Genomic DNA, 24188 nt, shown 5'->3' on the forward strand with positions numbered 1-24188 from the left:
ACCACCGAACTGAACGACACAAGAGATTCCGAGGAGCAAAACATGAACGAAGCAGTCATCGTATCCACCGCGCGGACCCCTCTGGCCAAGAGCTGGAAGGGCGCCTTCAACATGACCCACGGCGCCACGCTGGGTGGCCATGCCGTCCAGCACGCCATTGCCCGCGCCAAGATCGAGGCCGCCGAAGTGGAAGACGTGCTGATGGGCTGCGCCAACCCGGAAGGTGCCACCGGTGCCAACATCGCACGCCAGATCGCACTGCGCGCCGGCTGCCCGGTGACCGTGCCCGGCGCCACCGTCAACCGCTTCTGCTCGTCCGGCCTGCAGACCATCGCCATGGCCGCGCAGCGCGTGATCGCCGATGAGGGCGACATCTTCGTCGCCGGCGGCGTGGAAAGCATCTCGTGCGTGCAGCAGGAGATGAACCGCCATATGGTCCAGGAAAGCTGGCTGCTGAAGAACAAGCCGGAAATCTACTGGAACATGCTGCAGACCGCCGAGAACGTGGCCAAGCGCTACAACATCTCGAAGGAGCGCCAGGACGAGTACGGCGTGCGCAGCCAGCAACGCGCCGCCGCCGGGCAGGAAGCCGGCAAGTTCAAGGACGAGATCGTGCCGATGACGGTGCTGGCGGGCGTGGCCGACAAATCGACCGGCCAGCTGGTGACCAAGGAAGTCACCATCTCCGCCGACGAAGGCATCCGTGCCGATACCACGCTGGAAGGCGTGGCCAAGATCCGCAGCGCCGTTCCGGGTGGCGTGATCACCGCCGGCAATGCCTCGCAGTTCTCGGACGGCGCTTCGGCTGCCGTGGTCATGAACGCACGCGTGGCCGAAGCCCGCGGCCTGCAGCCGCTGGGCGTGTTCCGCGGCTTTGCCGTGGCGGGTTGCGAGCCGGACGAGATGGGCATCGGCCCGGTCTTCGCCGTGCCCAAGCTGCTGAAGAAGGCTGGCCTGAAGGTCGACGACATCGGCCTGTGGGAGCTGAACGAAGCCTTCGCCGTGCAGGTGCTGTACTGCGCCGATACGCTGGGCATCCCGATGGACCGCCTGAACGTCAACGGCGGCGCCATCGCCGTGGGCCACCCCTATGGGGTCTCGGGCGCGCGCCTGGTCGGCCATGCGCTGATCGAGGGCAAGCGCCGCGGTGTCAAGTACGTGGTAGTGACCATGTGCATCGGCGGCGGCCAGGGCGCTGCCGGCCTGTTCGAAGTGCTCTGATGACCGCTGCGGGCACCGGGCAGGCCAGACCTGCCGAGATGCTCGCCTGGGGCCGGGAGGTGCTGGCGAGCCAGCCCTTCTCGGTCCTGGTCGGGACCGAGCTGGCGGCGCTGTCGCCAGGCAAGGCCGAACTGCGCCTGCCGATCCGCCAGGATCTGCGGCAGCAGCACGGCTTCCTGCACGGCGGCGTGGTCAGCTACCTGGCCGACAACGCGCTGACCTACGCAGGCGGCGCGGCCATGGCGGTGCCGGTGGTGACATCCGAGTACAAGATCAACTACGTGCGCCCGGCGATCGGGGAGATGCTGGTCGCCCGCGCCGAATGCGTCAGCGCCGGCCGCCAGCAGGCGGTGGTGCGCTGCGACGTGTACGTCGTCAGGGACGGCGAGGAGAAGCTCTGCGCGGTCGCGCAGGGAACGATCGCGCGCCTTGGCGAAGGCGCCTGAGCGGCAGGCAGGGAAGGGCGGGGCAGCGCCCTTTTTTGACCGCGCCCGGCGCCTCCCACGCTAGCAAAAAGAATTTGCGGCACGCCACGCAGTGCGCCGCATGGAGACACCATGTCGATGATCCTTTCCCGCCGCGACCTGAATTTCGTGCTGTACGAATGGCTCAAGGTCGACGAGCTCACGCGCATCCCGCGCTATGCCGACCACTCGCGCGAGACTTTCGACGCCGCGCTGGACACCTGCGAAAAGATCGCCACCGACCTGTTCGCGCCGCACAACAAGAAGAACGACCAGCAAGAGCCGCATTTCGACGGCGAGACCGTCAGCATCATCCCCGAGGTCAGCATCGCGCTGAAGGCCTTCTGCGAGGCCGGGCTGATGGCCGCCGGCCAGGACTATGAACTGGGCGGCATGCAACTGCCGGTGGTAGTCGAGAAGGCCGGCTTTGCCTACTTCAAGGGTGCCAACGTCGGCACCAGCTCGTACCCGTTCCTGACCATCGGCAATGCCAACCTGCTGCTCACGCACGGCACGCCGGCCCAGATCGAGACCTTCGTCAAGCCGGAGATGGAAGGGCGCTTCTTCGGCACCATGTGCCTGTCGGAGCCGCAGGCGGGTTCGTCGCTGTCAGACATCACCACGCGCGCCGAGTACGAGGGCGAATCGCCGCTGGGCGCGCAATACCGGCTGCGCGGCAACAAGATGTGGATCTCTGCCGGCGAGCACGAGCTGTCGGACAACATCGTCCACCTGGTGCTGGCCAAGATCCCTGGCCCGGACGGCAAGCTGATCCCGGGCGTGAAGGGCATCTCGCTCTTCATCGTGCCCAAGTACCTGGTCAATGAAGACGGCTCGCTGGGCGAGCACAACGACGTGGTGCTGGCCGGCCTGAACCACAAGATGGGCTACCGCGGCACCACCAACTGCCTGCTGAACTTCGGCGAAGGCATGAAGTACCAGCCGGGCGGCAAGGCCGGCGCGATCGGCTACCTGGTGGGCGAGCCGCACAAGGGCCTGGCCTGCATGTTCCACATGATGAACGAGGCGCGCATCGGCGTGGGCCTGGGCGCGGTGATGCTGGGTTATACCGGCTACCTGCACGCGCTGGACTACGCGCGCAACCGCCCGCAGGGCCGCGCGGTCGGCCCCGGCGGCAAGGATGCGGCCAGCCCGCAGGTGAAGCTGGTCGAGCACGCCGATATCCGCCGCATGCTGCTGGCGCAGAAGAGCTATGTCGAAGGCGGCCTGGCGCTGAACCTCTATTGCGCGCGCCTGGTCGACGAGGAAGAGGCCGCGGCGGCCGCCGGCGACGAAGCCGCGCATGCGCGGCTGGCGCTGCTGCTCGACATCCTGACCCCGATCGCCAAGAGCTGGCCGTCGCAATGGTGCCTGGAGGCCAACAACCTGGCGATCCAGGTGCATGGCGGCTATGGCTATACGCGCGAGTACAACGTCGAGCAGTTCTACCGCGACAACCGCCTCAACCCGATCCACGAAGGCACGCACGGCATCCAGGGCCTGGACCTGCTGGGCCGCAAGGTGGTGATGAAGGACGGCGCGGCTTTCAAGCTGCTGGGCGAGCGCGTGCAGGACACCATCGGCCGCGCGCTCGCCGCCGGCAATGCTGAACTGTCGCAGCAGGCAGGCGCCCTTGGCGCCGCCACCAAGCGCCTGGCCGAGGTCACGCAGGCGCTGTGGAGCGCGGGCGACCCCAACGTGACGCTGGCCAATGCCTCGGTCTACCTGGAGGCCTTCGGGCACGTGGTGGTGGCGTGGATCTGGCTGGAGCAGGCACTGCTGGCGCAAGCCGCGCTGCCGCGCGCGAACGGCAAGGAAGACGAGGACTTCTACCGCGGCAAGCTGGCCGCGGCGGCCTACTTCTTCCGCTGGGAACTGCCCAAGGTCGGCCCGCAGCTGGCGCTGCTTGAATCGCTCGACCGCACCACGCTCGACATGCAGGACGCGTGGTTCTGAGCGGCGCTCGCCCATCCCCGAACACTACAGAACGAAGGAAGACAATATGCGTACCATCCAGCAACTGTTTGACCTGAAGGGCAAGACCGCGCTGATCACCGGCGGCTCGCGCGGGCTTGGCCTGCAGATTGCCGAGGCGCTGGGCGAGCAGGGCGCGCGCGTGGTGCTGTCGGCACGCAAGGCCGATGAGCTGCAGGCGGCGCAGGCGCACCTGAAGTCGCTCGGCATCGAGGCCGACTGGATCGCCGCCGACGGCTCGCAGGAGTCGGAGATCGCGCGCCTCGCGGACGAGGCCATCGCGAAGCTGGGCCATGTCGACATCCTGGTCAACAACGCCGGCGCCACCTGGGGCGCCCCGGCCGAAGACCATCCGGTCGAGGCCTGGGACAAGGTCATGAACCTGAACATCCGCGGCCTGTTCCTGCTGAGCCAGCGCATCGGCAAGCTGTCAATGATCCCGCGCCGCTATGGCCGCATCATCAACGTGGCGTCGATCGCGGGCCTGGCCGGCAACCCGCCGGGCAGCATGGAGACCATTGCCTACAACACCTCCAAGGGTGCGGTGGTCAACTTCACGCGCACGCTGGCGGCCGAGTGGGGCGAGCACAACATCACCGTCAATGCACTCGCGCCGGGCTTCTTCCCGTCGAAGATGACCAAGGGCTCGCTCGAGCGCCTGGGCGTGGAGGCCATGTGCGCCGGCGTGCCGCTGCACCGCCTGGGCGACGACGAGGACCTGAAGGGTGCGGCGCTGCTGTTTGCCAGCGACGCCGGCAAGCACATCACCGGCCAGATCCTGGCGGTGGACGGCGGCGTCAGCGCGGTCTGAGTCGGGCTTGCCGGCGCCGCGGCTTGGCGGAACGCCGGATTGCGCTCAAACTTGGGGCCGGCGCGAGGCGGCTGCCTCGCAGGTACTCATTATCCGGACTCGCAATTGCCATGAACCAGTTCAAAGGTCCCCTGACCCACATTCCCTTCCTCGCCGACCTCGGCGTGACGTGCAACCTTGCCGAAGGCGGCTGCAGCGAGATCGCGCTGCCGATCGAGAAGCGCCACCAGAACAGCTGGGACATGGCCCACGGCGGCGTGATCATGACGCTGCTCGACGTGGCCATGGCGGTGGCCGGCCGCAGCAGCGACGCGGATGGCCGGGGCGTGGTCACCATCGAGATGAAGACCAGCTTCATGGCGCCGGGGCGCGGCGCGCTGACCGCGCGCGGCACCACCGTGCACCGCACCACCACCATGGTGTTCTGCGAAGGCGAGATCGTCGATGCCGACGGCAAGACCGTGGCGCGCGGCTCGGGCACCTTCAAGTACATCCGGCGCATGCCGCCGCAGCGCCCGGGTGAAACCGATACCGGTGCCGACGGCTGAGCGCCGGCACCGATGCAGCAGACGGGGCAGCGCGGCTGACCCTCCCGACGCAGTATTCGAGCCGTTCCATATTCCTACTGAAAGGAATCGATCATGTCCAAAACGTTTAAGCGCATCGTCCTGGCCTCGCGTCCCGAAGGCGCGGTGACGCCGGCCAATTTCCGCCTGGAAGAAGTGCCCGTGCCGCAGATCGCCGACGGCCAGGTGCTGGTGCGCAACCACTACCTGTCGCTGGACCCGTACATGCGCGGCCGCATGAACGACAGCAAGTCCTATGCCGCGCCGCAGCCGCTCGATGAGGTCATGATCGGCGGCACCGTGGGCGAAGTGGTGGAAAGCAGGAACAGCAAGTTCAAGCCGGGCGACAAGGTGGTCGGCATGTTCGGCTGGCAGGAGATGGGTGTCAGCGACGGCACCGGCCTGCAGCCGGTCGACACCACGCATATCCCGCTGTCGGCCTACCTGGGCTCGGTCGGCATGCCGGGCGTGACCGCCTGGTATGGCCTGAACAAGATCATCCTGCCCAAGCCGGGCAAGACCATCGCGGTCAGCGCGGCCTCCGGCGCGGTGGGCAGCGTGGTCGGGCAACTGGCCAAGCTGGCCGGCTGCCGCGCGGTCGGCTTTGCCGGCGGCAAGGACAAGTGCGACTACGTGGTCAATGAGCTGGGCTTCGATGCCTGCATCGACTACAAGGCGGCCAAGGATCCCAAGGAGCTCTACACGATGCTCAAGGAAGCCACCCCGGACGGCATCGACGGCTATTTCGAGAACGTCGGCGGCGATATCCTGGACGCCGTGCTGACGCGCATGAACGCCTTCGGCCGCATCGCCATGTGCGGCATGATCGCGGGCTATGACGGCCAGCCGCTGCCGCTGAAGAACCCGCAGCTGATCCTGGTGTCGCGCCTGACCATCGAAGGCTTTATCGTCTCCGAGCACATGGAAGTCTGGCCGCAGGCGCTGAAGGAACTGGGCACCGCCGTGGCACAGGGCAAGCTCAAGTTCCGCGAGAGCATTGCCGAAGGCCTGGCCAGCGCGCCGGAAGCCTTTATCGGCCTGCTCAAGGGCAAGAACTTCGGCAAGCAGCTGGTCAAGTTGGTCTGACCGGCGCATGCAGGGCCGCGGCGCGCCTGCCGGGCGCGCCGCGGGCAACGGATTTCACCACAATAAAATGGAGACACCGATGAATGCCCCGCAAGCCCCGCAAATCCAGAGCGACGACGAGATCGGCGCCGGCCTGCCCGAAGAGGTCAAGGCCCGCTACCGCAACCTGCCGCGCCCGCCGCAGTTCGCCACCGCCGCCGAAGAGCGCCTGCACCGCAAGCAGCGCCTGGCCGCGGCTTTCCGGCTGTTTTCTAGGTTCGGTTTCGATGAAGGCGTGGCCGGCCATATCACCGCGCGCGACCCGGAGTTTCCCGATACCTTCTGGGTCAATCCCTTCGGCGTGCATTTCAGCCAGGTCAAGGTCTCCAACCTGATCCGCTGCGACCACCACGGCGACGTGGTGGAGGGTGACTACCCAGTCAATGCCGCGGCCTTCGCCATCCATTCGCGCGTGCACCAGACCCGCTCCGACGCGGTCGCGGCCGCGCATTCGCACAGCACCCATGGCCGCGCGTGGTCCACGCTGGGCCGCCCGCTCGATCCGCTCACGCAGGATGTGTGCGCGTTCTACCAGGACCATGCGGTCTATGACGATTTCGGCGGCGTGGTGGTGGAACTCGACGAGGGCCAGCGCATTGCCAATGCGCTGGGCCAGAACAAGGCCGCCATCCTGCAGAACCATGGCCTGCTGACGGTCGGCAAGACCGTGGACGAAGCCGCCTGGTGGTTCATCACCATGGAGCGCTCCTGCCAGGTCCAGTTGCTGGCCGAAGCCGCAGCGGCGCGCACCCAGGCGCCGCTGAAGCTGATCTCCGATGCGGCCGCGCGCCAGGCCTATTCGATCGTCGGCACGGCGCAGGCGGGCTGGTTCCAGTTCCAGCCGCTCTATGCGCGCATCGTCAAGGAACAGCCGGACCTGCTGGACTGAATCCGCATGGCACCCGCTGGCAAACATGGAGGTGGACCGCATGGCCGACATCATTCTTCATCAGTACGCAACTTCGCCATTCTCAGAGAAGGTGCGCCTGCTGCTGGGCGCCAAGGGACTGGCGTGGCAGGCGGTGGAAATCCCCGCCATCCTGCCCAAGCCTGACCTGCTGGCGCTGACCGGCGGCTACCGCCGCACGCCGGTGATGCAGGTCGGTGCCGATATCTACTGCGATACCGCGCTGATCTGCGAGGTGCTGGACGCGCTGGCGCCCGCGCCGGCGCTGTATCCGCCGGCCCAGGCCGCGGCGGCGCGGGTCGCGGCAGCCTGGTTCGATGCTGCGCTGTTCACGGCGTCGGTGACCTATGTGTTCCAGCCAGCCGGCGTTGCCAGCATGCTGGGCCACCTGTCGCCGGCGCAGGTCCAGGCCTTTAGCGCCGACCGCAAGGCCATGCGCGGCGACACCAATGCGCTGCGCATGCCGTTGCCCGAAGCCACCGCGCTGCTGCATGAAACGTTCGGTCAACTGGAAACGCAGTTCGCGGCCGGGATCGAGCATGTGGCCGGGCCGGCGCTGTCGGTTGCCGACTTCTCGCTGTACCACAACCTCTGGTTTATCCGCCGCGCCGGCGCGCTGGCGCAGCTGCTGGAGGCTTACCCGCGCCTGCAGGCCTGGTATGCGCGCATGAACACCTTCGGCCATGGCCGGCCGCGCGTGATCGACAGCGAGGACGCGATCGGCGCCGCGCGCAGTGCCGATCCGGTCGTGCTGGATGAGGGTGTCATCGCCGATGCCGGGCTGCAGGCCGGCGACCCCGTCACCGTCACGCCCACCGACTATGCGCGCGACCCGGTGGCCGGCGTGCTGCTGTCGCTGACCGCGCGCCGCGTCACGCTGCGCCGCCAGGACCCGCGCGCCGGTGCGCTCAATGTGCATTTCCCACGGCAGGGCTACCAGGTGCAGCGCGCCGCCTGAGCGCGCGCACTCACACGGCCGCCGTTCCCCAAACGAATCACGCGACAGGACAGACGATATGAAGGATTTCTCCAACAAGGTGGCTGTCATTACCGGCGGCGCCTCGGGCTTCGGCAAGGAGTTTGCCAACATTGCCGCCGACCTCGGCATGAAGCTGGTGCTGGCGGATGTGCAGGAAGACGCGCTGGACGCGACCGTAGCGGAATTCAAGGCAAGCAATGTGCCGGTGATCGGGCTGCGCACGGACGTCTCGCGTGCCGACCAGGTGCAGGCGCTGGCCGATGCCGCCATCGAGGCCTTCGGCCAGGTCAACCTGCTGTTCAACAACGCCGGCGTGGGCGCGGGCGGCCTGATCTGGGAGAACTCCGAGAAGGACTGGGAGTGGGTGCTGGGCGTCAACCTGTACGGCGTGGTGCACGGCGTGCGCATCTTCACGCCGCTGATGCTGGCCGCGGCAGGGAAGGATCCGGCCTACCAGGGCCATATCGTCAACACGGCATCGATGGCGGGCTTGCTGAACCCGCCGGCAATGGGCGTATACAACGTGTCCAAGCACGCGGTGGTGGCGTTGACTGAAACCCTGTACCAGGACCTGGGCCTGGTGACGGAGCAGGTGCGCTGCTCGGTGCTGTGCCCGTACTTCGTGCCCACCGGCATCAACCAGTCCCAGCGCAACCGGCCCGCCGACCTGGCCAACCAGGCGCCGCCGACGCGCTCGCAGCTGGTGTCGCAGGCCTTGTCGGACAAGGCCGTCGGCTCCGGCAAGGTGACCGCCGCCGAGGTCGCGCAGCTGACCTTCGATGCCATCCGCGACGAAAGCTTCTATATTTATTCCCACCCCCAGGCGCTCGCTCCCGTGCGCCAGCGCTTCGAGGATATCGTCGGGCAGCGCAATCCCGGCGATCCGTTTGCCGACAAGCCCGAGGTCCGCGCGGGCCTCGTTGCCGCGCTGCGCGGCTGACGCCAGCACAACGCCACAACGAAGAGGACCGCATATGGAGAACAACATGGCTGCCCCCGCCGCCGTGATCCGCCACCTGCAGTACGCCACGCTGCCCAACGGCACCCGCCTGCACTACGCCAGCGCGGGCGAGCGCGGCAAGCCGCTGATGCTGTTCGTGCACGGCTTTCCTGAATTCTGGTTCGAATGGGAGGCCCAGCTGGCCGAGTTCGGGCGCACGCATTTTGCCGTGGCGCCGGACTTGCGCGGCTACAACCTGTCGAGCAAGCCCGCCGAGGTCGAGGCCTACCGGCCGCGCCATATCGTCGAAGACCTGGTGCAGCTGGTCAGCGCGCTGGGCTATGACCAGGCCGTGGTGGTGGCGCACGACTGGGGCGGCGCGATCTGCTGGAACCTGGCAATCCAGTTCCCGCGGCTGGTGCGCCAGCTCATCATCGTCAACTCGCCGCACCCGTACCTGTTTGCGCGCGCACTGGCCACCGATCCCGAGCAGCAGGCCGCTTCCGCCTACATGAACTGGCTGCGCAAGCCGGGCGCGGAAAAGGCGCTGGCCGCCAACGACTTCGCGCTGCTGGACCGGATGCTGGCCGATGCCGACGGCAAGCCGGCGGCCTGGTACACGCCCGAGACGCGCGCCAGGTACCACGCGGCATGGTCCCAGCCGGGCGAAGGCCAGGACGCCGGCGTCCATCCGCTCACTGGCGGCGTCAATTTCTACCGCGCCTCGCCCATGCACCCGCCGGGTGAGGGCGAGCCGCCGCCGGACATCTCGCGCCTGGATCCGGCCGCCTTTGTGGTCAGGGTGCCCACGCTGGTGATCTGGGGCGAGCGCGACCGCGCGCTGCCGAAATCACTGGTGGACGGGCTGGGTGACTTCGTGCCGGACCTGCGCGTGGAACGCATCCCCGAGGGCACCCACTGGGTGGTCCACGAGCAGCCGGAGCGGGTCAACCTGCTGATCCGCAGCGCGCTGCCGGTGTCCTGATCCGGGCAAGACCAGCCCCAGGGGGCTGGTCTTGCCTTCTTCCTCTTCCATCGCCATCGCAGCGTCGCCCATGGCAGACGCGTCGCATGCGGCGGCCGATGCGGCCAAGGCGGCCAGGTACATGGCCCGTCGTTTCCTCACATCCATTCCATCTCCTCTTGCGTCAGGCGAACCGGTCATGCTCCGGCAGGTTTGCCGGCATTGGTTTGCGCTGGTCCCTTAGTGGTATCTAACTGACGCCAGTGGTATTGATGGGCGGAAGGGAAGACAGCGGCCGCGCGCCAACTTGACGCGCAGCACATCGATGCCGAGCGCCATCGCTGCTCGCCACAGTGACCGAGCGCGGCGACGAGATCATCGGCCATTCATGGTGCTGATGATCCGGCGCACCACGCTGGGCCGCGCCACGCTGGAGACGGAACGCGCGATCGGAGCGCAGCGATGAGCGCCATATCCCGGGGCGGACCTTGTTCGGCAAGATCTGGCAGGCGCATGCCATTGCCGAACTGGGCGGCGCCAGCCTGCTGCATATCGACCGCGTCTTCCTGCACGAGCGCACCGGCAGCATCGCGCTGAGCTCGCTGCGCGCGTCCGGGCGGCGCGTGCGCGCGCCGGCGCTGGCGTTCTGCACCATGGACCATATCGTCGATACGCGGCCCGGGCGCAACGACAGCACGCTGATGCCGGGCGGCGAGGCCTTTATCACCAGCATGCGCGACAGCGCCAGGCGCGAGGGCATCCGGCTGTTCGATCTCGGCGATCCCGGCCAGGGCATTGTCCATGTGGTGTCGCCGGAGCAGGGCATTGCCTTGCCCGGCGCCACCGTGGTCTGTCCCGACAGCCATACCTGCACGCAGGGCGGCCTGGGCGCGCTGGCCTGGGGCATCGGCTCGTCCGAGGCGGAACACGCGCTGGCGACGCAGACGCTGCGCGTGACGCGGCCGCGCGATCTGCCAGAAGGCATCGGGGATCGATTCCACCGGCAAGCGCGCGGTGGCCGCGATCAACGGCGTGCGTCCGTCGGCCGATGACAGCCAGGCGGTGTTGCGTGTGGGCCTGCGCCACAAGTTCTGACGCAGGCGGTTCGGGCCGCGGGGCATGCCCCGCGGTCTGTCTCAGGTCAGGCGCTCGCGGTAAAGCCGGTAATTCTCGTCGTCGAAGCAGACGAAGGTGACCTGCTCGATCTCGGGCGCCGCGGCCAGTGCCTCGCGCACCGCGGCGATGGCGATATCCGCCGCGCGCTCGCGCGGGAAGGCGTAGATGCCGGTGCTGATATTGGGAAAGGCCAGCCTGCGCAGGTGGTGCTGCGCCGCCAGCCGGATGCTGTTGCGGTACGCGTTGGCGAGCAGTTCGTCCTCGCCCTGGTCGCCGCCGTGCCAGACCGGCCCGACCGCGTGGATCACGTATGGCGCGGCCAGGCGCCCGCCGGTGGTGATGACCGCCTCGCCGGTGGGGCAGCCGCCCTGCGCGTCGCGAATCGCGCGGCAGGCCTCCATGATGGCGGAGCCGCCGGCCCCGTGGATGGCCCCGTCGACGCCGCCGCCGCCCAACAGGCCGCTATTGGCCGCGTTGACGATGGCATCGACTTCCATCCGGGTGATATCGCCATGGACTACCTGCAAGTGCTCGCCGCTCATGTTGTCTCCTGCGCTGTGGAGGGAGGGCCGCCGGACAGCCGCTTGGTCGGTCTGCCCGGCGGGAAGCTGCTGTGTGCTACATGGTGTGCTACATGGACTGCTCAAGCATACGCCGATAATCCGCTGCGCTGGCTTCTTTCGGGTTGGTCTTGTGGCAGTGGTCGACCAGCGCACCGGCAATCACCTTGTCGAACATGTCCTCGGTGACGCCCATCTGGCGCAGCCCGGTGGGCAGGCCCAGGCGCGCGGTCAGGTCGTGCACGGCCTGCGCGATATCGGCGCCGTCGGGCAGGTGCATGGCGCGGCGCAGGCGTGCATAGCGGTCGTCGCGCACCACCGTGGGCGCGTCGGCATTGAAGCGCAGCACCGCGGGCATCACCACTGCATTGAGCGTGCCGTGGTGCAGGCCGGTGCGGCCGTCGATCTTCAGCCCGCCCAGCGGGTGCGACAGCGAATGCACGCAGCCCAGCCCCTTCTGGAAGGCCATCGCGCCCTGCATCGATGCGCTCATCATGTTCAGGCGCGCGTCGCGGTCCTGGCCGTCGCGGGTGGCGCGCTCGATGTGGCCCCAGCCGCGCTCCAGGCCGTCCAGCGCAATGCCGTCCGCGGGCGGGTTGAAGGCAGGGGCCAGGAAGGTCTCGATGCAGTGCGCGATTGCATCCATGCCGGTGGCCGCGGTCAGCCCGGCGGGCAGCCCCAGCGTCAGTTCCGGGTCGCAGACGGCGGACTTGGGCAGCAGGTGCCAGGAATGGAAGCCCAGCTTGCGGCCGTCGTCCAGGATGATGATGGCGCCGCGCGCCACCTCGCTGCCGGTGCCCGAGGTGGTGGGCACCGCGATCAGCGGCGCCGCCTTGTCCGTGATCTTGCCGCTGCCGCCTTCGATGGTGGCATAGGTGGTCAGTTCGCCCTCATGCGTGGCCAGGATGGCGATGCCCTTGGCCAGGTCGATCGACGATCCGCCGCCCACCGCCACCAGCCCGTCGCAGCCGGCCTCGCGGTACTGCGCGGCGGCCTTGCGCACCATGGCCTCGGTCGGGTTCGACGGGGTTTCATCGAACACTGCAACCTGCAGGCCCTGCATCGCATCGACGGCACGCTGCGCCACGCCGGCGGCGACCACGCCCTTGTCGGTCACCAGCAGCGGGCGGCGGATGCCGATGCGCTCGCATTCGGACTTGAGCAGGCTTACCGCGCCGAAATCCAGGTGGATGTGGGTCAGATAGTAGATAAACGCCATGTTTGCTTGTCTCCTGCCGGGATCTGCCGCCAAATTGTCTTTTGCATGGGCCTGGAGCGGATGCTCGCCAGGCACGCTGTCTTGGGTTTCAATGGACCTGCACTACTGCGTTTCCGGAGCCCTCGGGATCGCTCCAGCCGATCATCGCGCAAAAACTTGCCGCGTGGCAGGCTGACAGGGACTTTTCGGGGTTATCTCGTACTGCCGGGCGCCTGGAACATCTGGCATCATACTAAAATCGAACGATCGTTCACAATTCGAACTTCTCCCGATGCGGGCGACGCGCCAGAGCTTCTGCGCGCCGCTGGTACCGGGTCCGGATCCGCGTCATTCCCTATGTCCGCCGCACCGCCTTCCAACCCTGATGCGCCCGCCACGCCCGGCCTGCCGTCCAGCCCGCTCGACCCGCAGGTGGCCGCGCTGCTGGAGCTGATCGCGCGCGCCAAGCGGCCGCCGATCCACGCGATGGAGCCGGAGGACGCCAAGATCGCCTACGAGAAAAGCGCGCCGATCCTGGATATCAACCCGCCGCCCGTGTATATGGCGGAAGACCTGCTGGTGCCGGCGCGCGACGGCCACGCCATTCCGGCAAGGCTGTACACCCCGCGCGAGGCCAGCTGGACTGAACCGCTGCCCTTGCTGGTGTATTTCCATGGCGGCGGCTTCACGGTCGGCAGCGTCAATTCGCACGATCCGCTGTGCCGGCTGCTGTGTGGCCAGGCGGACTGCATGGTGCTGTCGGTGGACTACCGGCTCGGGCCGCAATGGCGTTTCCCGACGGCGGCCAACGACGCCTTCGACGTGCTGCACTGGGTCTTCGCCGAAGCCGACCGGCTGGGTGCCGACCCGGCGCGCATCGCACTGGGAGGCGACAGCGCCGGCGGCACGCTGGCCGCGGCGTGTGCCGTGGAGGCCCGCAATACTAGCCTGGCGCCCGTGCTGCAGCTGCTGATCTATCCCGGCACCTGTGCGCGCCAGGACACGCCGTCGCACCGCGCGCTGGCCGATGGCTACCTGCTGACGGCGGACATGATCCGCTGGTTCTTTGCCCAGTACCTGGACCAGGAATCCAGCCGCGACGACTGGCGTTTCGCCCCGCTGGACGGCGGCGGCACCGGCGCCGAGGTGCGCGGCACATGCCCGGCCTGGATCGCCGTGGCCGGCTACGACCCGCTGCACGACGAGGGCGTGGCCTACGCAGAGAAGCTGCGCGCCGCGGGCGTCGCCGCCACGCTGGCGGACTACCCCGGCATGATCCATGATTTCTTCAAGCTGGGCCGGTTCGTGCCGGCGGTGGCGCAGGCACATGCCGACGCCGTTGCCGCGCTGCGCGCCGCGTTCGGCACACCGCACAACTAGACCAGCAGCCACGGTCAGGGCCGCACCGGCCCGGCCTTCCATTTTCAGCAGTGACTTGCAGCACAAGGAGACATAGTCAAATGCAACGCCGCCACTTCATCGCCCGCGCGGGCATCGCCGCCGCCACCGCGGCACTGGGCTTTGCCGCCATGCCTGTCCAGGCACAGGCCGACAAGTTCCCGCAGCGCCCGATCCGCCTGGTGATCGGCTACACCGCCGGCGGCTCCACGGATATCCCGTTCCGCGTGCTGGCCGACAACGCCTCGAAGATCCTGGGCCAGCCCGTGATCGTCGAGAATAAGCCCGGCGCGGGCGGCGTGCTGCCCGCGCAGATGATGCAGGCCACCGCGCCGGACGGCTACACGCTGGCCCAGGTTGCCATGCCGGTCTACCGCCTGCCGTACACCACCAAGATCAACTGGGACCCGGTCAAGGACCTGAGCTACATCATCAACCTCGCCGGCTATTCGTTCGGCCTGGTGGTGCCGGCCGATTCGCCGATCAAGACGATGCAGGAATACATCGCCTACGCCAAGGCCAATCCGGGCAAGCTGACCTACGGCTCGCCGGGCTCCATGACCACGCTGCACCTGACCATGGAAGAGCTGGCCATGAAGCAGGGCGTGCAGTTCTCGCACATCCCCTACAAAGGCAATTCCGAATCGATGCAGGCGCTGCTGGGCGGCCACGTGATGTCGGTGGCCGACACGCCGGCATGGGCACCGTATGTGGAGCAGGGCAAGCTGCGCCTGCTGTCGACCTGGGGCGAGAAGCGCTCGGCGCGCTTCCCCAACGTGCCGACGCTGAAGGAACTGGGCATCGGCATCGTGCAGACCTCGCCGTTCGGCCTGGTCGCGCCCAAGGGCACCGACCCGAAGATCGTGCAGAAGCTGCATGACGCCTTCAAGAAGGCCATGGACATGCCCAACTACCGCGAGTCGCTGGCCAAGTTCGACATGGAGCCGTACTACATGAACAGTCAGCAATACGCGCAGTTTGCGGCTGACACGGTCAAGAAGGAAAAGGCGATCATCGAGAAGCTGGGGCTGGCCAAGGCGCAATAAGGGCAATCAGCCTGACGCCACCATCATCGATCCAGGCCGCCGCGCCTGCCGGCCCTGTCCGGCGGGCCGGCGGCCTGGTGCTTTGACAAGCCACGACAAACAAGGAGACCAAGCCGATGGCCAAAGAGGATTTCCGCCACAGCATCCCGCTGCGCGTGCGCTGGGCCGAAGTCGATCCGCAGTCGATCGTCTTCAATGCGCACTACCTGACTTACTGCGATATCTGCGTGACCGAGTACTGGCGCGCACTGGGCATCCGCTACCCGGAAGACGTGCTGCACGCGCATGGCGTGGACATCTTCGTGGTCAAGTCCACGCTGGAGTACCATGCCTCGGCGCGCTTTGACGACGAGCTGGAAATCCGCGGCCGTATGTCTCGCCTGGGGCGCTCGAGCATGCTGTTCCGGGTGGAGATGTTCCGCGGCGACGAACACCTGATCACCGGTGAGATCGTCTATGTGTGCGCGGACCCGGCTACGCAGAAGTCGGCGGCGATCCCGGGGCAGGTAAGGGAGACGATTGAAGAGTATGAGGTGGTGAAGCCGGCGGTGTGAGGCAAGGCGTCACTGAATGACGCCGCCCGCTTTGCCGGTAGCGCGCCGCTGGATTCCAGGTGCAGCAAGAATTACTGCCGGGATCCTGCATCAGCTGTCGCGACCTGTAACACAAAGATGTTGGTAAGTAGGGATCGCTTGCCTAGAATCGGTGTGAGCCAGTGCTCACAGAGGATCTTCGTTGCCGAAGCATTCTTTAGGAAGGCAATGTCGAATCACAAACCATGAGGAGACGGCAATGACCATGCGTAAGCTGCCTGCAGTCGGCTTGACAGTGATGATGGTGCTCGCTTTTACGGCGGCGAGCGCCCAGCAGAAACCGGAATCAACAGCCCCACAAAGCGCAGAATCCAGCCAGATTCCGCCAGCGCCATCGACTACCGCCGAAGCCAAGGCCAGAATCTCCGAGCGTTTCAAGATTGCCGATACCAACCACGACGGGAAGCTAAGCCGCGAAGAAGCCCAGGCAGGCGCGCCGGTAATCTACAAGCACTTTGACAAGATCGATGTCAAGAAATCGGGTTACGTCACCGAACGTCAGATCGGTGCGTACTGGACATCGAAGTCCAAGGCACAGCAACAGAAAGAGGATCCCATCTGGAACTGACGTCTTCGCCTCTGCTTGGTCCGATCCCCTCTCCCGCGCGCGGGAAAGGGGGCCGGCCTGCGGGAGATGCCGGCATGTCGCGAAGGAAGCCGGCCTGGCTTTACTTGCTCAGCCCGGCATCCTCCATATAAGCCCGAATCACCTCATCGAAGCTCGCATCGCTCTGGAACCCCAGAGACTGCGCACGCTCCGCATTCCACGCCGCCGGCCACGTGCCGACGATCTTCTCGACACGTTCCTCACGCTCCCACGTTACGCGATCGGCCACCGCATTGCCTGCCACGCGGCGCAGCGCATCGACCATGCCGGCTGCCGTCACCGACAACCCCGGCAGGTTGACCACGCGGCGATTGCCCAGCCGCTCGCCAGGCAGCTCGATACCATTGGCCAGCGCCGCTACGGCCGCACGCGGCGACAGCAGCCACAGCGGCGTTTCCGGCGCCACCGGGCAGTTCGCAGCGACGCCTGACAGCGGCTCACGGATGATGCCACTGGCAAACGATGAAGCCGCCGCATTGGGCTTGCCCGGCCGCACGCTGATGGTCGGCAGGCGCAGCACGCGTCCGTCGACAAAGCCGCGGCGGCTGTAGTCCGACAGCAGCAGCTCGCCGATGGCCTTCTGCGCACCGTATGACGATTGCGGGTTCAGCGCGGTATCGTCCTGCACCACCGGCGGCAGCTCACCGCCATAGACTGCGACCGAGCTGGTGAACAGCACGCGCGGTTGATGGCCCAGCTCGCGGCAGGTTTCGAGCAGCGCGCGCGCGGCGTCGAGGTTGACGCGCATGCCGAGATCGAAATCCGACTCGGCCTGGCCGCTGACCACGGCCGCCAGGTGGAACACGGCGCCGGTGTCCTTGTCGATGGCCTGGCGCAGCACGGCCGGGTCGGACAGGTCGCCCGTCACCACGCGCACGCGCGCATCATCCAGCCCTTGCGGCGCCACTACGTCCAGCAGCGTCAGGCGGTTGATGGCCACGGGATGGCCGTCCAGGTTCAGGGTGCCGCGTTGCAGCAGCAGGCGGGCCAGTTGCAGGCCAAGGAAGCCGGCGCCGCCGGTAATCAGTACGTTCATGGCAGGAGAGATTCGTTCTTTGAGTCTGGCCGAAGGATCAGTGGCCGAGGTAAGGCTTGAGCCAGCCCAGGCCCTCGGAAGTGCCGGCGCGGGGGCGATATTCGCAGCCGATCCAGCCTTCGTAGCCGAGCCCGTCGATGACCTCGAACAGATAGGGATAGTTCAGTTCGCCCAGGTCCGGTTCGTGGCGCTCGGGCACGCCGGCGATCTGGATATGGCCAATGCCGGACATGTCGCGCTTCAGTTTCATCGCGATATCGCCCTCAACGATCTGGCAGTGATAGCAATCGAACTGCACCTTCAGGTTGGCCGCGCCGATCTCCTTGCAGATTGCCTGAGCATCGTCCTGGCGGTTCAGGAAGTAGCCTGGCATGTCGCGCGTGTTGATCGGTTCGAGCACGATGGTGATGCCCTGTGCGGCAGCGGCCTTGGCGGCGAAGGCCACGTTCTCCAGGTAGGCGGCGCGGTGGCGGGGGCGGTCGGCGTTGGCCGGTACCAGCCCGGCCATCACGTGCACGCGGTCATTGCCGATCACGCCAGCGTATTCCAATGCGCGGCCGACGGCGTCGCGGAACTCCGCCTCGCGACCCGGCAGTGCGGCCAGGCCGCGCTCACCGGCTGCCCAGTCGCCCGGCGGGGCGTTGAACAGCGCCTGGGTGAGACCGTTCGCGTCCAGGCGCGCGCGCAGGTCGGTGGCGGCGTGCTCGTAGGGGAACAGGTACTCCACCGCCCGGAAGCCGTCCGCCGCGGCAGCGGCGAAACGGTCCAGGAAAGCGTGCTCGTTGTACATCATCGAGAGATTTGCGGCGAAGCGCGGCATTCGGAACTCCAAAGCGGTAGTACGGAACCGGCCCGCTCGACGCTACGTCGAAAGCGGGCCGGCCAGGATCAGCGGTTGACCAGTTTAGCGGGCGTCAGCCACACCAGCAGGGCGCCGACGACCAGGATCGCGGACAGCACGTACATGGGCAGCTGCGTACTGTGCGTCATGTCTTTCAGCGCGCCGACCATGTACGGCGATACGAATCCGGCCAGGTTGCCGACCGAATTCACCACGGCAATACCAGAAGCGGCGGCAATGCCCGACAGGAACGAGGTCGGCAGCGACCAGAACAGAGGCGCGCAGGTCAGCACTCCGGCAGCGGCCAGCGACAGTGCGGCGATGGCCACCGTTGTATTGTTGGTGAACGAGGCAGCAATGGCAAAGCCCAAGGCACCCATCAGCGCCGGCACGATCAGGTGCCAGCGGCGCTCGCGGCGTGCGTCGGCGCTGTGGCCCAGGATGTTCATCACGACCACGGCGCAGATGAACGGGATCGCCGACAGCAGGCCGATGTTCAGGTTGCCGGTCACGCCGCTGGCCTTGACCAGCGTGGGCATCCAGAAGGTCAGTGCGTACTGGCCGGTGACGAAGCAGAAGTAGATCAGGCACATCCACCACACGCGGCGGTCGGAGAACACCGCGCCCAGCGAGTGGCCGTGGGACTTGCCGGCGGCGGTGGCGGCGTTAAGGGCGTTGCGCTGGTCTTCCTCGATATTGCGCTTGAGCACGCGCTTTTCATCGGCGTCGAGCCATGGCGCCTTGTCGATGCCGTCGCGCAGCACGAAGATCGTCACCACGCCGATCACGAACGCGGGCAGCGCCTCGATCAGGAACATCCATTGCCAGCCGCGCATATCGTGCACGCCGTTGAAGGCATCCATGATCCAGCCCGACAGCGGGTTGCCGAACATGCCTGCAATGGGGATGCCCGACATGAACAGCGCGATCATCTTGCCGCGGCGGTTGGCCGGGAACCAGTAGGTCAGGTACAGGATCACGCCGGGATAGAAGCCCGCTTCGGCCAGGCCGAGCAGGAAGCGCATCGTGTAGAACTGTGTCGGCGTCTTCACGAACAGGAACAGCGCCGAGATGATGCCCCAGGTGATCATGATGCGCGCGATCCAGATGCGCGCGCCGATGCGGTGCATCAGCAGGTTGCTGGGCACCTCGAACAGGAAGTAGCCGATAAAGAACAGCCCGGCGCCGAGGCCGAACACGGTTTCGGAGAAGGCCAGGTCCTGGCCCATCTGCAGCTTGGCGAAGCCGACGTTGACGCGGTCGAGGTAGGCGACCACGTAGCACAGCATCAGGAACGGCATGACGCGCCAGAACACCTTGCTGTAGGCGCGCTTTTCGATCTGGGCTTCGGTGTCCAGCCGGGCGTTGCCGCCCAGGCTGTCAAGGGCGGGCACGCTCGCCGCCGGTTGGTTTGGATTCACGGTGGTCTCCGGGTATGGTGGTGGGTCTAATGCGGCGGCGCGCGGAATGCATGCATGCGCGTCCCCCGCACGGTGGCCGCAAGGCAACCGCGCCGGGTGAAGCCGTCGTTTATCGGGAAATGCCGGGTGGCGGTGTTACCAGCGCGCCTGGAAGGCGTCGCGCAACTCAGCCAGTGCGCCGTCGGGCAGCGCCGCGCGGGCGGCGAAGCCCGGCGTGTCTTTCATCGTCATCCATAGCTTGGCGGTCTCCTCCAGTTCTTCCAGCGCGAACGCGGCGCGCGAGACGCTGGATTCCCACACCACCGGGCCAAGGCGCTCCAGCAGCACGCCGCGCACCTGCGCGGCCAGCGTGGCCACGCGCGCGGCCACGGCCGGATCGCCGGGGCGATGGTAGGGAATCAGCGGGATATGGCCAACCTTCATCACGTAGTAGGGCGTGAGCGGCGGCAGTACGTCGTCCGGTTGCCAGACACCGGCCAGCGTCAGGGCCACGAGGTGCGTCGAGTGCGTATGCACCACGGCGTGCGCCCCGGGGTTGTTGTCGTAGATCGCGCGATGCAGCGTCAGCGTCTTGGACGGCTTGTCGCCGGAGACCCAGCTGCCATCGGTGGCCACCTTGGCGACCGCGGCCGGGTCCATCAGCCCCAGGCAGGCATCGGTCGGCGTGATCAGCCAGCCGTCGTCCAGCCGCGCGCTGATATTGCCGGCCGAGCCCACGGTGTAGCCGCGCTGGTACAGGCTGGCGCCGATGCGGCAGATCTCTTCGCGCAGCTGGTTTTCCGTACTCATGACTGGCCTCCAAGCTGGCGCAGCGCCTCGTCAAAGAAGTCCGGGCCGCCGAAGTTGCCTGACTTGAGCGCCAGCGCCAGCGGCTTTGCATCCAGCGTGACGGTGGCCGGCACGCCCGGTGCAATCTGCGCGCCGATGCGCAAGGCGCGCACGCCCAGCGCCTGCACCACCGCGCCGGAGGTTTCGCCGCCAGCCACGACGAAGCGGCGCGTGCCGCGCGCCAGCAGCCCGGCGGCAACGGTGGCCAGGCACTGTTCGACGAGGTGTCCTGCGCGCTCAACGCCCAGTTCGGCCTGCACCGCCTTGACCTCGTCGGGGCTGGAGGTCGCGTAGATCAGCACAGGTTCGTCATGGGCGGCAGCAAAGGCCAGCGCCGCGTCGGCCACGGCTTCGCCGCGCGCCAGCGCGAGCGGGTCGATGCGCAGTGCCGGGCGCCCTTGCTCCAGCCAGCGTGCCACCTGGCCATTGGTCGCGCGCGAGGCGCTGCCGGCCAGCACCACGCCCGGGCCGTCGATGGCAGGCACCGAAGCGGCGTCACCGCGCTGCGGCAGCAGGCCGGCGCGGCGGAAATTCCCCGGCAGACCCAGCGCGATGCCGGAGCCGCCGGTAATCAGCGGCAGATTGGCGCAGGCCTCGCCCAGCGTAAACAGGTCCGCGTCGGACACCGCATCGGCAATCGCCAGCCGTACGCCGTCGCTGCGCAGCGCGGCGATGCGCTCGGCCGTGGCCTGCGCGCCGCGTGCCACCGCGTCGTAGCGCAGCAGGCCCACCTTGCTCTTGCTCTGGCGCTGCAGCACGCGCACCAGACTGGCATCGGTCATCGGCGTCAGCGGATGGTGCTCCATGCCCGATTCATTGAGCAGTACGTCGCCCACGAACAGGTGGCCGCGGAAGATGGTGCGGCCGTTCTCGGGGAAGGCCGGGCAGGCGATGGTGAAGTCGCTGTCCAGCGCCGCCAGCAGCGCCTCGGCCACCGGGCCGATATTGCCGGTATCGGTCGAGTCGAAGGTGGAGCAGTACTTGAAGACAAACTGGCGGCAGCCCTGCGCGCGCAGCCATTGCAGCGCGGCCAGCGACTGGGCCACGGCCTCGGTGGCCGGGATGGTGCGGGACTTGAGCGCCACCACCAGCGCATCGGCTTCGCCAATGTCCTGCACGGCGCCCACGTCGGGCAGGCCGATGGTCTGGACCGTGCGCATGCCGTTGCGCACCAGCGTGTTGGCGAGATCGGTGGCGCCGGTGAAATCGTCGGCGATGCAGCCCAGCAGCGGGCGATGGGCGAGGGTGCCTGCGGTCATCGTGCGCCCCTCTTATTCGGCCTTGCCCGGCAGTTCAATGCCCGGGAAGATCTTGATCACGGCCGAGTCGTCCTCGCCGCCATGGCCGGCGGTGGAGGCCATCATGAACATCTGGTGCGCGGCCGCCGACAGCGGCAGCGGGAATTTGCTGTGGCGCGCGGTGTCGAGCACCATGCCCAGGTCCTTGACGAAGATGTCGACCGCCGACAGCGGCGTGTAGTCGCCCTTCAGGATATGGGGCACGCGGTTCTCGAACATCCACGAGTTGCCCGCGCTGTGCGTGATCACGTCATAGAGCGCATCGGGGTCCACACCTTCGCGCAGGCCCAGCGCCATCGCTTCGGCGGCCGCGGCGATATGCACGCCGGCCAGCAGCTGGTTGATGATCTTGACCTTGGAACCCGCGCCGTGCGCGGCGCCCAGGCGATATACCTTGCCGGCGATGGCGGCCAGCACGTCCTCGGCCAGCGAGTAGGCTTCGGCCGGGCCGGAGGTCATCATGGTCATTTCGCCGCTGGCGGCGCGCGCTGCGCCGCCGGAGACCGGTGCGTCCAGCATCAGCAGGCCCTGTTCAGCCAGCCGGCGGCCCAGCGCCAGGGCAAAGCCCGGCGGCACCGTGGCGCTGGCGATTACCAGCGTGCCCGGCTTCATCGCGGCCGCGGCACCGTTGGCACCGAACAGCACGGCCTCGGTCTGCTGCGCGTTGACCACCAGCGTCAGCACCACGTCGCAACGGCTGCCCAGCTCGGCGGGCGAGGCGCACGGCACGCCGCCGGCATCGGCAAAGCGCTGCAGCACTTCGGGGCGCAGGTCGCACGCGCGCACGTTGAAGCCGGCACGCAGCAGCGACTGCGCGACACCAAAGCCCATGGCACCAAGGCCGATGACGCCGATATTCCTGGACATGAAGGGACTCCTGAAACAGATACGGATAATTCGATGGTTCGGGCTTGCGCGCGCGTCAGTTGGTGGCGCAGTGCGCTTCGCCGCTCTCGTCCGCACCCAGCTGGGCCAGCCGGTGCGCGGCGTTGTACATATGGTTCTGCGCGGCATTGCGCGCGGCCAGCGGGTCGCCGGCGCGGATGGCCGCGACGATGGCCTGGTGTTCCTCGCGTACCTGGCGCGAAAAGTCCGCGCGGCGCGCCTCGTTGGTCCGGGTCACGCGCGTGGCCGCTTCCAGGTACTGGCTGAGGAAGGCCAGCGTCTTCAGGAAATACGGGTTGCCGGTGGCCTCGGCGATGGCGCGGTGGAAGGCCACGTCTTCGGCCACGCCGTCGCCGCCTTGCGCAACCTCTTCGTCGAGCCGGGCCAGCGCGGCGTCGATGGCTGCCATCGACGCATCGGTGCGGCGCCGGGCGGCCTGCGCGGCCACCTCGGCCTCGATCGCGCGGCGCAGCTCGACGATCTGCAGCACCGATTCCAGCGTGCCGGTCTCGGTGTAGTCGATGCGCAGCGGCCGGATGCCGGCCTGCAGCGTCACGAACACGCCGCTGCCCTGGCGCGACTCCACGACGCCTTCGTATTTGAGCCGGGAGATGGCTTCGCGCACCACGGTGCGGCTGACGCCGAATTCCTCGGACAGCACCGCCTCGGTCGGCAGCTTGTCGCCGCGGGCAAAGGCGCCGTTCTGGATCTTGTCCAACAACTGTTCGGCGACGTTGTCGGTCAGGGCGCGGGCTGGGACTTTCTGGAACACTGAAGTCTCCGGGTCATTTGGTAATAAGGTCATCATACAAATTTGCTAAAGGGATGCCTCCCCGGGCAAACCCTAGTCTGGTGCGGGAAATATCGCCTTTGATCCACTTTGGTGCGATATGCGCGCCCCGCACCCCTGGCGTATCATGAGCGCCCGCCCGGATTTCGGGCGCTGCCATTCCACCAGCCTGATTGCACCGCCATGCCAGCCACCGTTCTGATCTGCCCCTGGTCCGAAGCCCGCGAACGCGCGCGCGCCATCCGCTACACCGTCTTCGTCGAAGAGCAGGGCGTGCCGGTGGAACTGGAATGGGATGAGTGGGACGAGCCGAGCTGGCACGCGCTGGCGCTGGCCGACGATGGCACGCCGGTCGCCACCGGACGGCTGCTGCCAGATGGCCATATCGGCCGCATGGCCGTGCTGAAAACCGCGCGCGGCACCGGCGTCGGGGCGCTGGTACTAGAAGCGCTGATGGAGAAGGCGGAGCAGCTCGGCTACCCGGAACTGGTACTCAATGCGCAGACGCATGCGGCGCCGTTCTATGCGCGCGTAGGCTTTGCGCAGGTGGGGCCGGAATTCGAAGAGGCGGGCATCCCGCACGTGGAGATGCGCAAGCGGCTGGCCGGCTGAACGCCGGG

General features: G+C 67.4%; 24 protein-coding genes and 2 pseudogenes. 17 read left to right on the forward strand and 9 right to left on the reverse strand.

The genetic code is table 11. The annotated features are described in order from the left end of the window. Positions 1-42 precede the first annotated feature (42 nt). From RS901_RS13745 to RS901_RS13800, 12 genes and pseudogenes are all read left to right on the forward strand, one after another. The gene (locus tag RS901_RS13745) at positions 43-1221 is read left to right on the forward strand and encodes an acetyl-CoA C-acyltransferase (protein ID WP_035820248.1); all 1179 of its coding nucleotides are present in this window, start codon (positions 43-45) and stop codon (positions 1219-1221) included. Then, on the forward strand, positions 1221-1667 hold the full coding sequence (locus tag RS901_RS13750) for a PaaI family thioesterase (RefSeq protein ID WP_316149320.1): 447 nt from the start codon (positions 1221-1223) through the stop codon (positions 1665-1667). The genes RS901_RS13745 and RS901_RS13750 overlap by 1 nt, the downstream gene beginning before the upstream one ends. A gap of 111 nt (positions 1668-1778) precedes the next feature. Further along, a complete protein-coding gene (locus RS901_RS13755) occupies positions 1779-3641 on the forward strand; it encodes an acyl-CoA dehydrogenase (RefSeq protein WP_316149321.1) in 1863 nt (620 codons plus the stop codon). Positions 3642-3687: 46 nt separating this feature from the next. Then, positions 3688-4470 carry an SDR family oxidoreductase gene (locus tag RS901_RS13760; protein ID WP_114130399.1) on the forward strand — a complete coding sequence of 261 codons (783 nt, stop codon included), beginning with the start codon at positions 3688-3690 and terminating at the stop codon, positions 4468-4470. A 110-nt stretch (positions 4471-4580) separates the two neighbouring features. Further along, positions 4581-5018, forward strand: coding sequence for a PaaI family thioesterase (locus RS901_RS13765; protein WP_316149323.1), 438 nt, complete (start codon positions 4581-4583; stop codon positions 5016-5018). A gap of 93 nt (positions 5019-5111) precedes the next feature. Next, on the forward strand, positions 5112-6122 hold the full coding sequence (locus tag RS901_RS13770; RefSeq protein WP_316149324.1) for an NADP-dependent oxidoreductase: 1011 nt from the start codon (positions 5112-5114) through the stop codon (positions 6120-6122). Between the two features lie 79 nt (positions 6123-6201). Next, on the forward strand, positions 6202-7050 hold the full coding sequence (locus tag RS901_RS13775) for a class II aldolase/adducin family protein (RefSeq protein ID WP_316149325.1): 849 nt from the start codon (positions 6202-6204) through the stop codon (positions 7048-7050). 40 nt (positions 7051-7090) lie between these two features. Beyond that, the gene (locus RS901_RS13780) at positions 7091-8026 is read left to right on the forward strand and encodes a glutathione S-transferase family protein (RefSeq protein ID WP_316149326.1); all 936 of its coding nucleotides are present in this window, start codon (positions 7091-7093) and stop codon (positions 8024-8026) included. A gap of 58 nt (positions 8027-8084) precedes the next feature. Beyond that, on the forward strand, positions 8085-8987 hold the full coding sequence (locus RS901_RS13785; RefSeq protein ID WP_316149328.1) for an SDR family oxidoreductase: 903 nt from the start codon (positions 8085-8087) through the stop codon (positions 8985-8987). A gap of 34 nt (positions 8988-9021) precedes the next feature. Then, positions 9022-9972, forward strand: coding sequence for an alpha/beta hydrolase (locus RS901_RS13790; protein ID WP_316149329.1), 951 nt, complete (start codon positions 9022-9024; stop codon positions 9970-9972). A gap of 467 nt (positions 9973-10439) precedes the next feature. After that, positions 10440-10859: pseudogene (locus tag RS901_RS13795) on the forward strand (aconitase family protein); the annotation flags it as partial. A 61-nt stretch (positions 10860-10920) separates the two neighbouring features. Beyond that, positions 10921-11046, forward strand: a pseudogene (locus RS901_RS13800) (porin); the annotation flags it as partial. Between the two features lie 41 nt (positions 11047-11087). Here the strand turns inward: RS901_RS13800 and RS901_RS13805 are convergent. Both RS901_RS13805 and RS901_RS13810 read right to left on the reverse strand, forming a co-directional pair. Next, entirely contained in the window at positions 11088-11609 is a 522-nt protein-coding gene (locus RS901_RS13805) for an O-acetyl-ADP-ribose deacetylase (RefSeq protein ID WP_316149330.1), read from the reverse strand. Between the two features lie 88 nt (positions 11610-11697). Beyond that, positions 11698-12846 (reverse strand): iron-containing alcohol dehydrogenase, encoded by a 1149-nt coding sequence (locus RS901_RS13810; protein WP_316149331.1) that lies wholly within the window; start codon positions 12844-12846, stop codon positions 11698-11700. Between the two features lie 336 nt (positions 12847-13182). Here RS901_RS13810 and RS901_RS13815 point away from each other — a divergent pair, with 336 nt between their 5' ends. The 4 genes from RS901_RS13815 (at position 13183) to RS901_RS13830 (ending at position 16430) form a co-directional block, all read left to right on the forward strand. After that, entirely contained in the window at positions 13183-14205 is a 1023-nt protein-coding gene (locus RS901_RS13815; protein WP_316149332.1) for an alpha/beta hydrolase, read from the forward strand. Positions 14206-14285: 80 nt separating this feature from the next. Then, a complete protein-coding gene (locus RS901_RS13820; protein WP_316149334.1) occupies positions 14286-15269 on the forward strand; it encodes a tripartite tricarboxylate transporter substrate binding protein in 984 nt (327 codons plus the stop codon). A 116-nt stretch (positions 15270-15385) separates the two neighbouring features. Continuing rightward, positions 15386-15823: a YbgC/FadM family acyl-CoA thioesterase gene (locus RS901_RS13825; RefSeq protein WP_316149336.1), complete on the forward strand. Its 438-nt coding sequence runs from the start codon at positions 15386-15388 to the stop codon at positions 15821-15823. A gap of 238 nt (positions 15824-16061) precedes the next feature. After that, complete coding sequence (locus RS901_RS13830; protein WP_316149337.1) at positions 16062-16430, forward strand: EF-hand domain-containing protein; 369 nt, start codon at positions 16062-16064, stop codon at positions 16428-16430. Positions 16431-16530: 100 nt separating this feature from the next. Here RS901_RS13830 and denD read toward each other — a convergent pair whose 3' ends face one another. From denD to RS901_RS13865, 7 genes are all read right to left on the reverse strand, one after another. Then, positions 16531-17505, reverse strand: a complete 975-nt coding sequence (gene denD, locus RS901_RS13835; protein WP_316149338.1) for a D-erythronate dehydrogenase — start codon at positions 17503-17505, stop codon at positions 16531-16533. A 37-nt stretch (positions 17506-17542) separates the two neighbouring features. After that, entirely contained in the window at positions 17543-18325 is a 783-nt protein-coding gene (otnI, locus tag RS901_RS13840; protein ID WP_316149339.1) for a 2-oxo-tetronate isomerase, read from the reverse strand. 68 nt (positions 18326-18393) lie between these two features. Next, a complete protein-coding gene (locus RS901_RS13845) occupies positions 18394-19767 on the reverse strand; it encodes an MFS transporter (protein WP_410054113.1) in 1374 nt (457 codons plus the stop codon). A gap of 135 nt (positions 19768-19902) precedes the next feature. Next, positions 19903-20556: an aldolase gene (locus RS901_RS13850; RefSeq protein WP_316149340.1), complete on the reverse strand. Its 654-nt coding sequence runs from the start codon at positions 20554-20556 to the stop codon at positions 19903-19905. Then, positions 20553-21854 (reverse strand): 3-oxo-tetronate kinase, encoded by a 1302-nt coding sequence (gene otnK / locus RS901_RS13855; protein WP_316149341.1) that lies wholly within the window; start codon positions 21852-21854, stop codon positions 20553-20555. Before otnK ends, RS901_RS13850 begins: the two co-directional genes overlap by 4 nt. Positions 21855-21866: 12 nt before the next feature. After that, on the reverse strand, positions 21867-22760 hold the full coding sequence (ltnD, locus tag RS901_RS13860) for an L-threonate dehydrogenase (RefSeq protein WP_316149342.1): 894 nt from the start codon (positions 22758-22760) through the stop codon (positions 21867-21869). Positions 22761-22815: 55 nt separating this feature from the next. Then, positions 22816-23550, reverse strand: a complete 735-nt coding sequence (locus RS901_RS13865; protein ID WP_316149343.1) for a FadR/GntR family transcriptional regulator — start codon at positions 23548-23550, stop codon at positions 22816-22818. A 201-nt stretch (positions 23551-23751) separates the two neighbouring features. Between RS901_RS13865 and RS901_RS13870 the strand changes: the two genes are divergently transcribed. Next, positions 23752-24180 (forward strand): GNAT family N-acetyltransferase, encoded by a 429-nt coding sequence (locus RS901_RS13870; protein ID WP_316149344.1) that lies wholly within the window; start codon positions 23752-23754, stop codon positions 24178-24180. Positions 24181-24188 lie beyond the last annotated feature (8 nt).

It is taken from the genome of Cupriavidus sp. BIC8F (assembly GCF_032465815.1).
Taxonomy (GTDB): Bacteria; Pseudomonadota; Gammaproteobacteria; order Burkholderiales; family Burkholderiaceae; genus Cupriavidus; species Cupriavidus necator.

Bases quoted from the DNA above. Each gene is read 5' to 3' on its own strand.
- RS901_RS13745 (WP_035820248.1), top strand. From the start codon at position 43: ATGAACGAAGCAGTCATCGTATCCACCGCGCGGACCCCTCTGGCCAAG.
- RS901_RS13750 (WP_316149320.1), top strand. From the start codon at position 1,221: ATGACCGCTGCGGGCACCGGGCAGGCCAGACCTGCCGAGATGCTCGCC.
- RS901_RS13755 (WP_316149321.1), top strand. From the start codon at position 1,779: ATGTCGATGATCCTTTCCCGCCGCGACCTGAATTTCGTGCTGTACGAA.
- RS901_RS13760 (WP_114130399.1), top strand. From the start codon at position 3,688: ATGCGTACCATCCAGCAACTGTTTGACCTGAAGGGCAAGACCGCGCTG.
- RS901_RS13765 (WP_316149323.1), top strand. From the start codon at position 4,581: ATGAACCAGTTCAAAGGTCCCCTGACCCACATTCCCTTCCTCGCCGAC.
- RS901_RS13770 (WP_316149324.1), top strand. From the start codon at position 5,112: ATGTCCAAAACGTTTAAGCGCATCGTCCTGGCCTCGCGTCCCGAAGGC.
- RS901_RS13775 (WP_316149325.1), top strand. From the start codon at position 6,202: ATGAATGCCCCGCAAGCCCCGCAAATCCAGAGCGACGACGAGATCGGC.
- RS901_RS13780 (WP_316149326.1), top strand. From the start codon at position 7,091: ATGGCCGACATCATTCTTCATCAGTACGCAACTTCGCCATTCTCAGAG.
- RS901_RS13785 (WP_316149328.1), top strand. From the start codon at position 8,085: ATGAAGGATTTCTCCAACAAGGTGGCTGTCATTACCGGCGGCGCCTCG.
- RS901_RS13790 (WP_316149329.1), top strand. From the start codon at position 9,022: ATGGAGAACAACATGGCTGCCCCCGCCGCCGTGATCCGCCACCTGCAG.
- RS901_RS13805 (WP_316149330.1), bottom strand. From the start codon at position 11,609: ATGAGCGGCGAGCACTTGCAGGTAGTCCATGGCGATATCACCCGGATG.
- RS901_RS13810 (WP_316149331.1), bottom strand. From the start codon at position 12,846: ATGGCGTTTATCTACTATCTGACCCACATCCACCTGGATTTCGGCGCG.
- RS901_RS13815 (WP_316149332.1), top strand. From the start codon at position 13,183: ATGTCCGCCGCACCGCCTTCCAACCCTGATGCGCCCGCCACGCCCGGC.
- RS901_RS13820 (WP_316149334.1), top strand. From the start codon at position 14,286: ATGCAACGCCGCCACTTCATCGCCCGCGCGGGCATCGCCGCCGCCACC.
- RS901_RS13825 (WP_316149336.1), top strand. From the start codon at position 15,386: ATGGCCAAAGAGGATTTCCGCCACAGCATCCCGCTGCGCGTGCGCTGG.
- RS901_RS13830 (WP_316149337.1), top strand. From the start codon at position 16,062: ATGACCATGCGTAAGCTGCCTGCAGTCGGCTTGACAGTGATGATGGTG.
- denD (WP_316149338.1), bottom strand. From the start codon at position 17,505: ATGAACGTACTGATTACCGGCGGCGCCGGCTTCCTTGGCCTGCAACTG.
- otnI (WP_316149339.1), bottom strand. From the start codon at position 18,325: ATGCCGCGCTTCGCCGCAAATCTCTCGATGATGTACAACGAGCACGCT.
- RS901_RS13850 (WP_316149340.1), bottom strand. From the start codon at position 20,556: ATGAGTACGGAAAACCAGCTGCGCGAAGAGATCTGCCGCATCGGCGCC.
- otnK (WP_316149341.1), bottom strand. From the start codon at position 21,854: ATGACCGCAGGCACCCTCGCCCATCGCCCGCTGCTGGGCTGCATCGCC.
- ltnD (WP_316149342.1), bottom strand. From the start codon at position 22,760: ATGTCCAGGAATATCGGCGTCATCGGCCTTGGTGCCATGGGCTTTGGT.
- RS901_RS13870 (WP_316149344.1), top strand. From the start codon at position 23,752: ATGCCAGCCACCGTTCTGATCTGCCCCTGGTCCGAAGCCCGCGAACGC.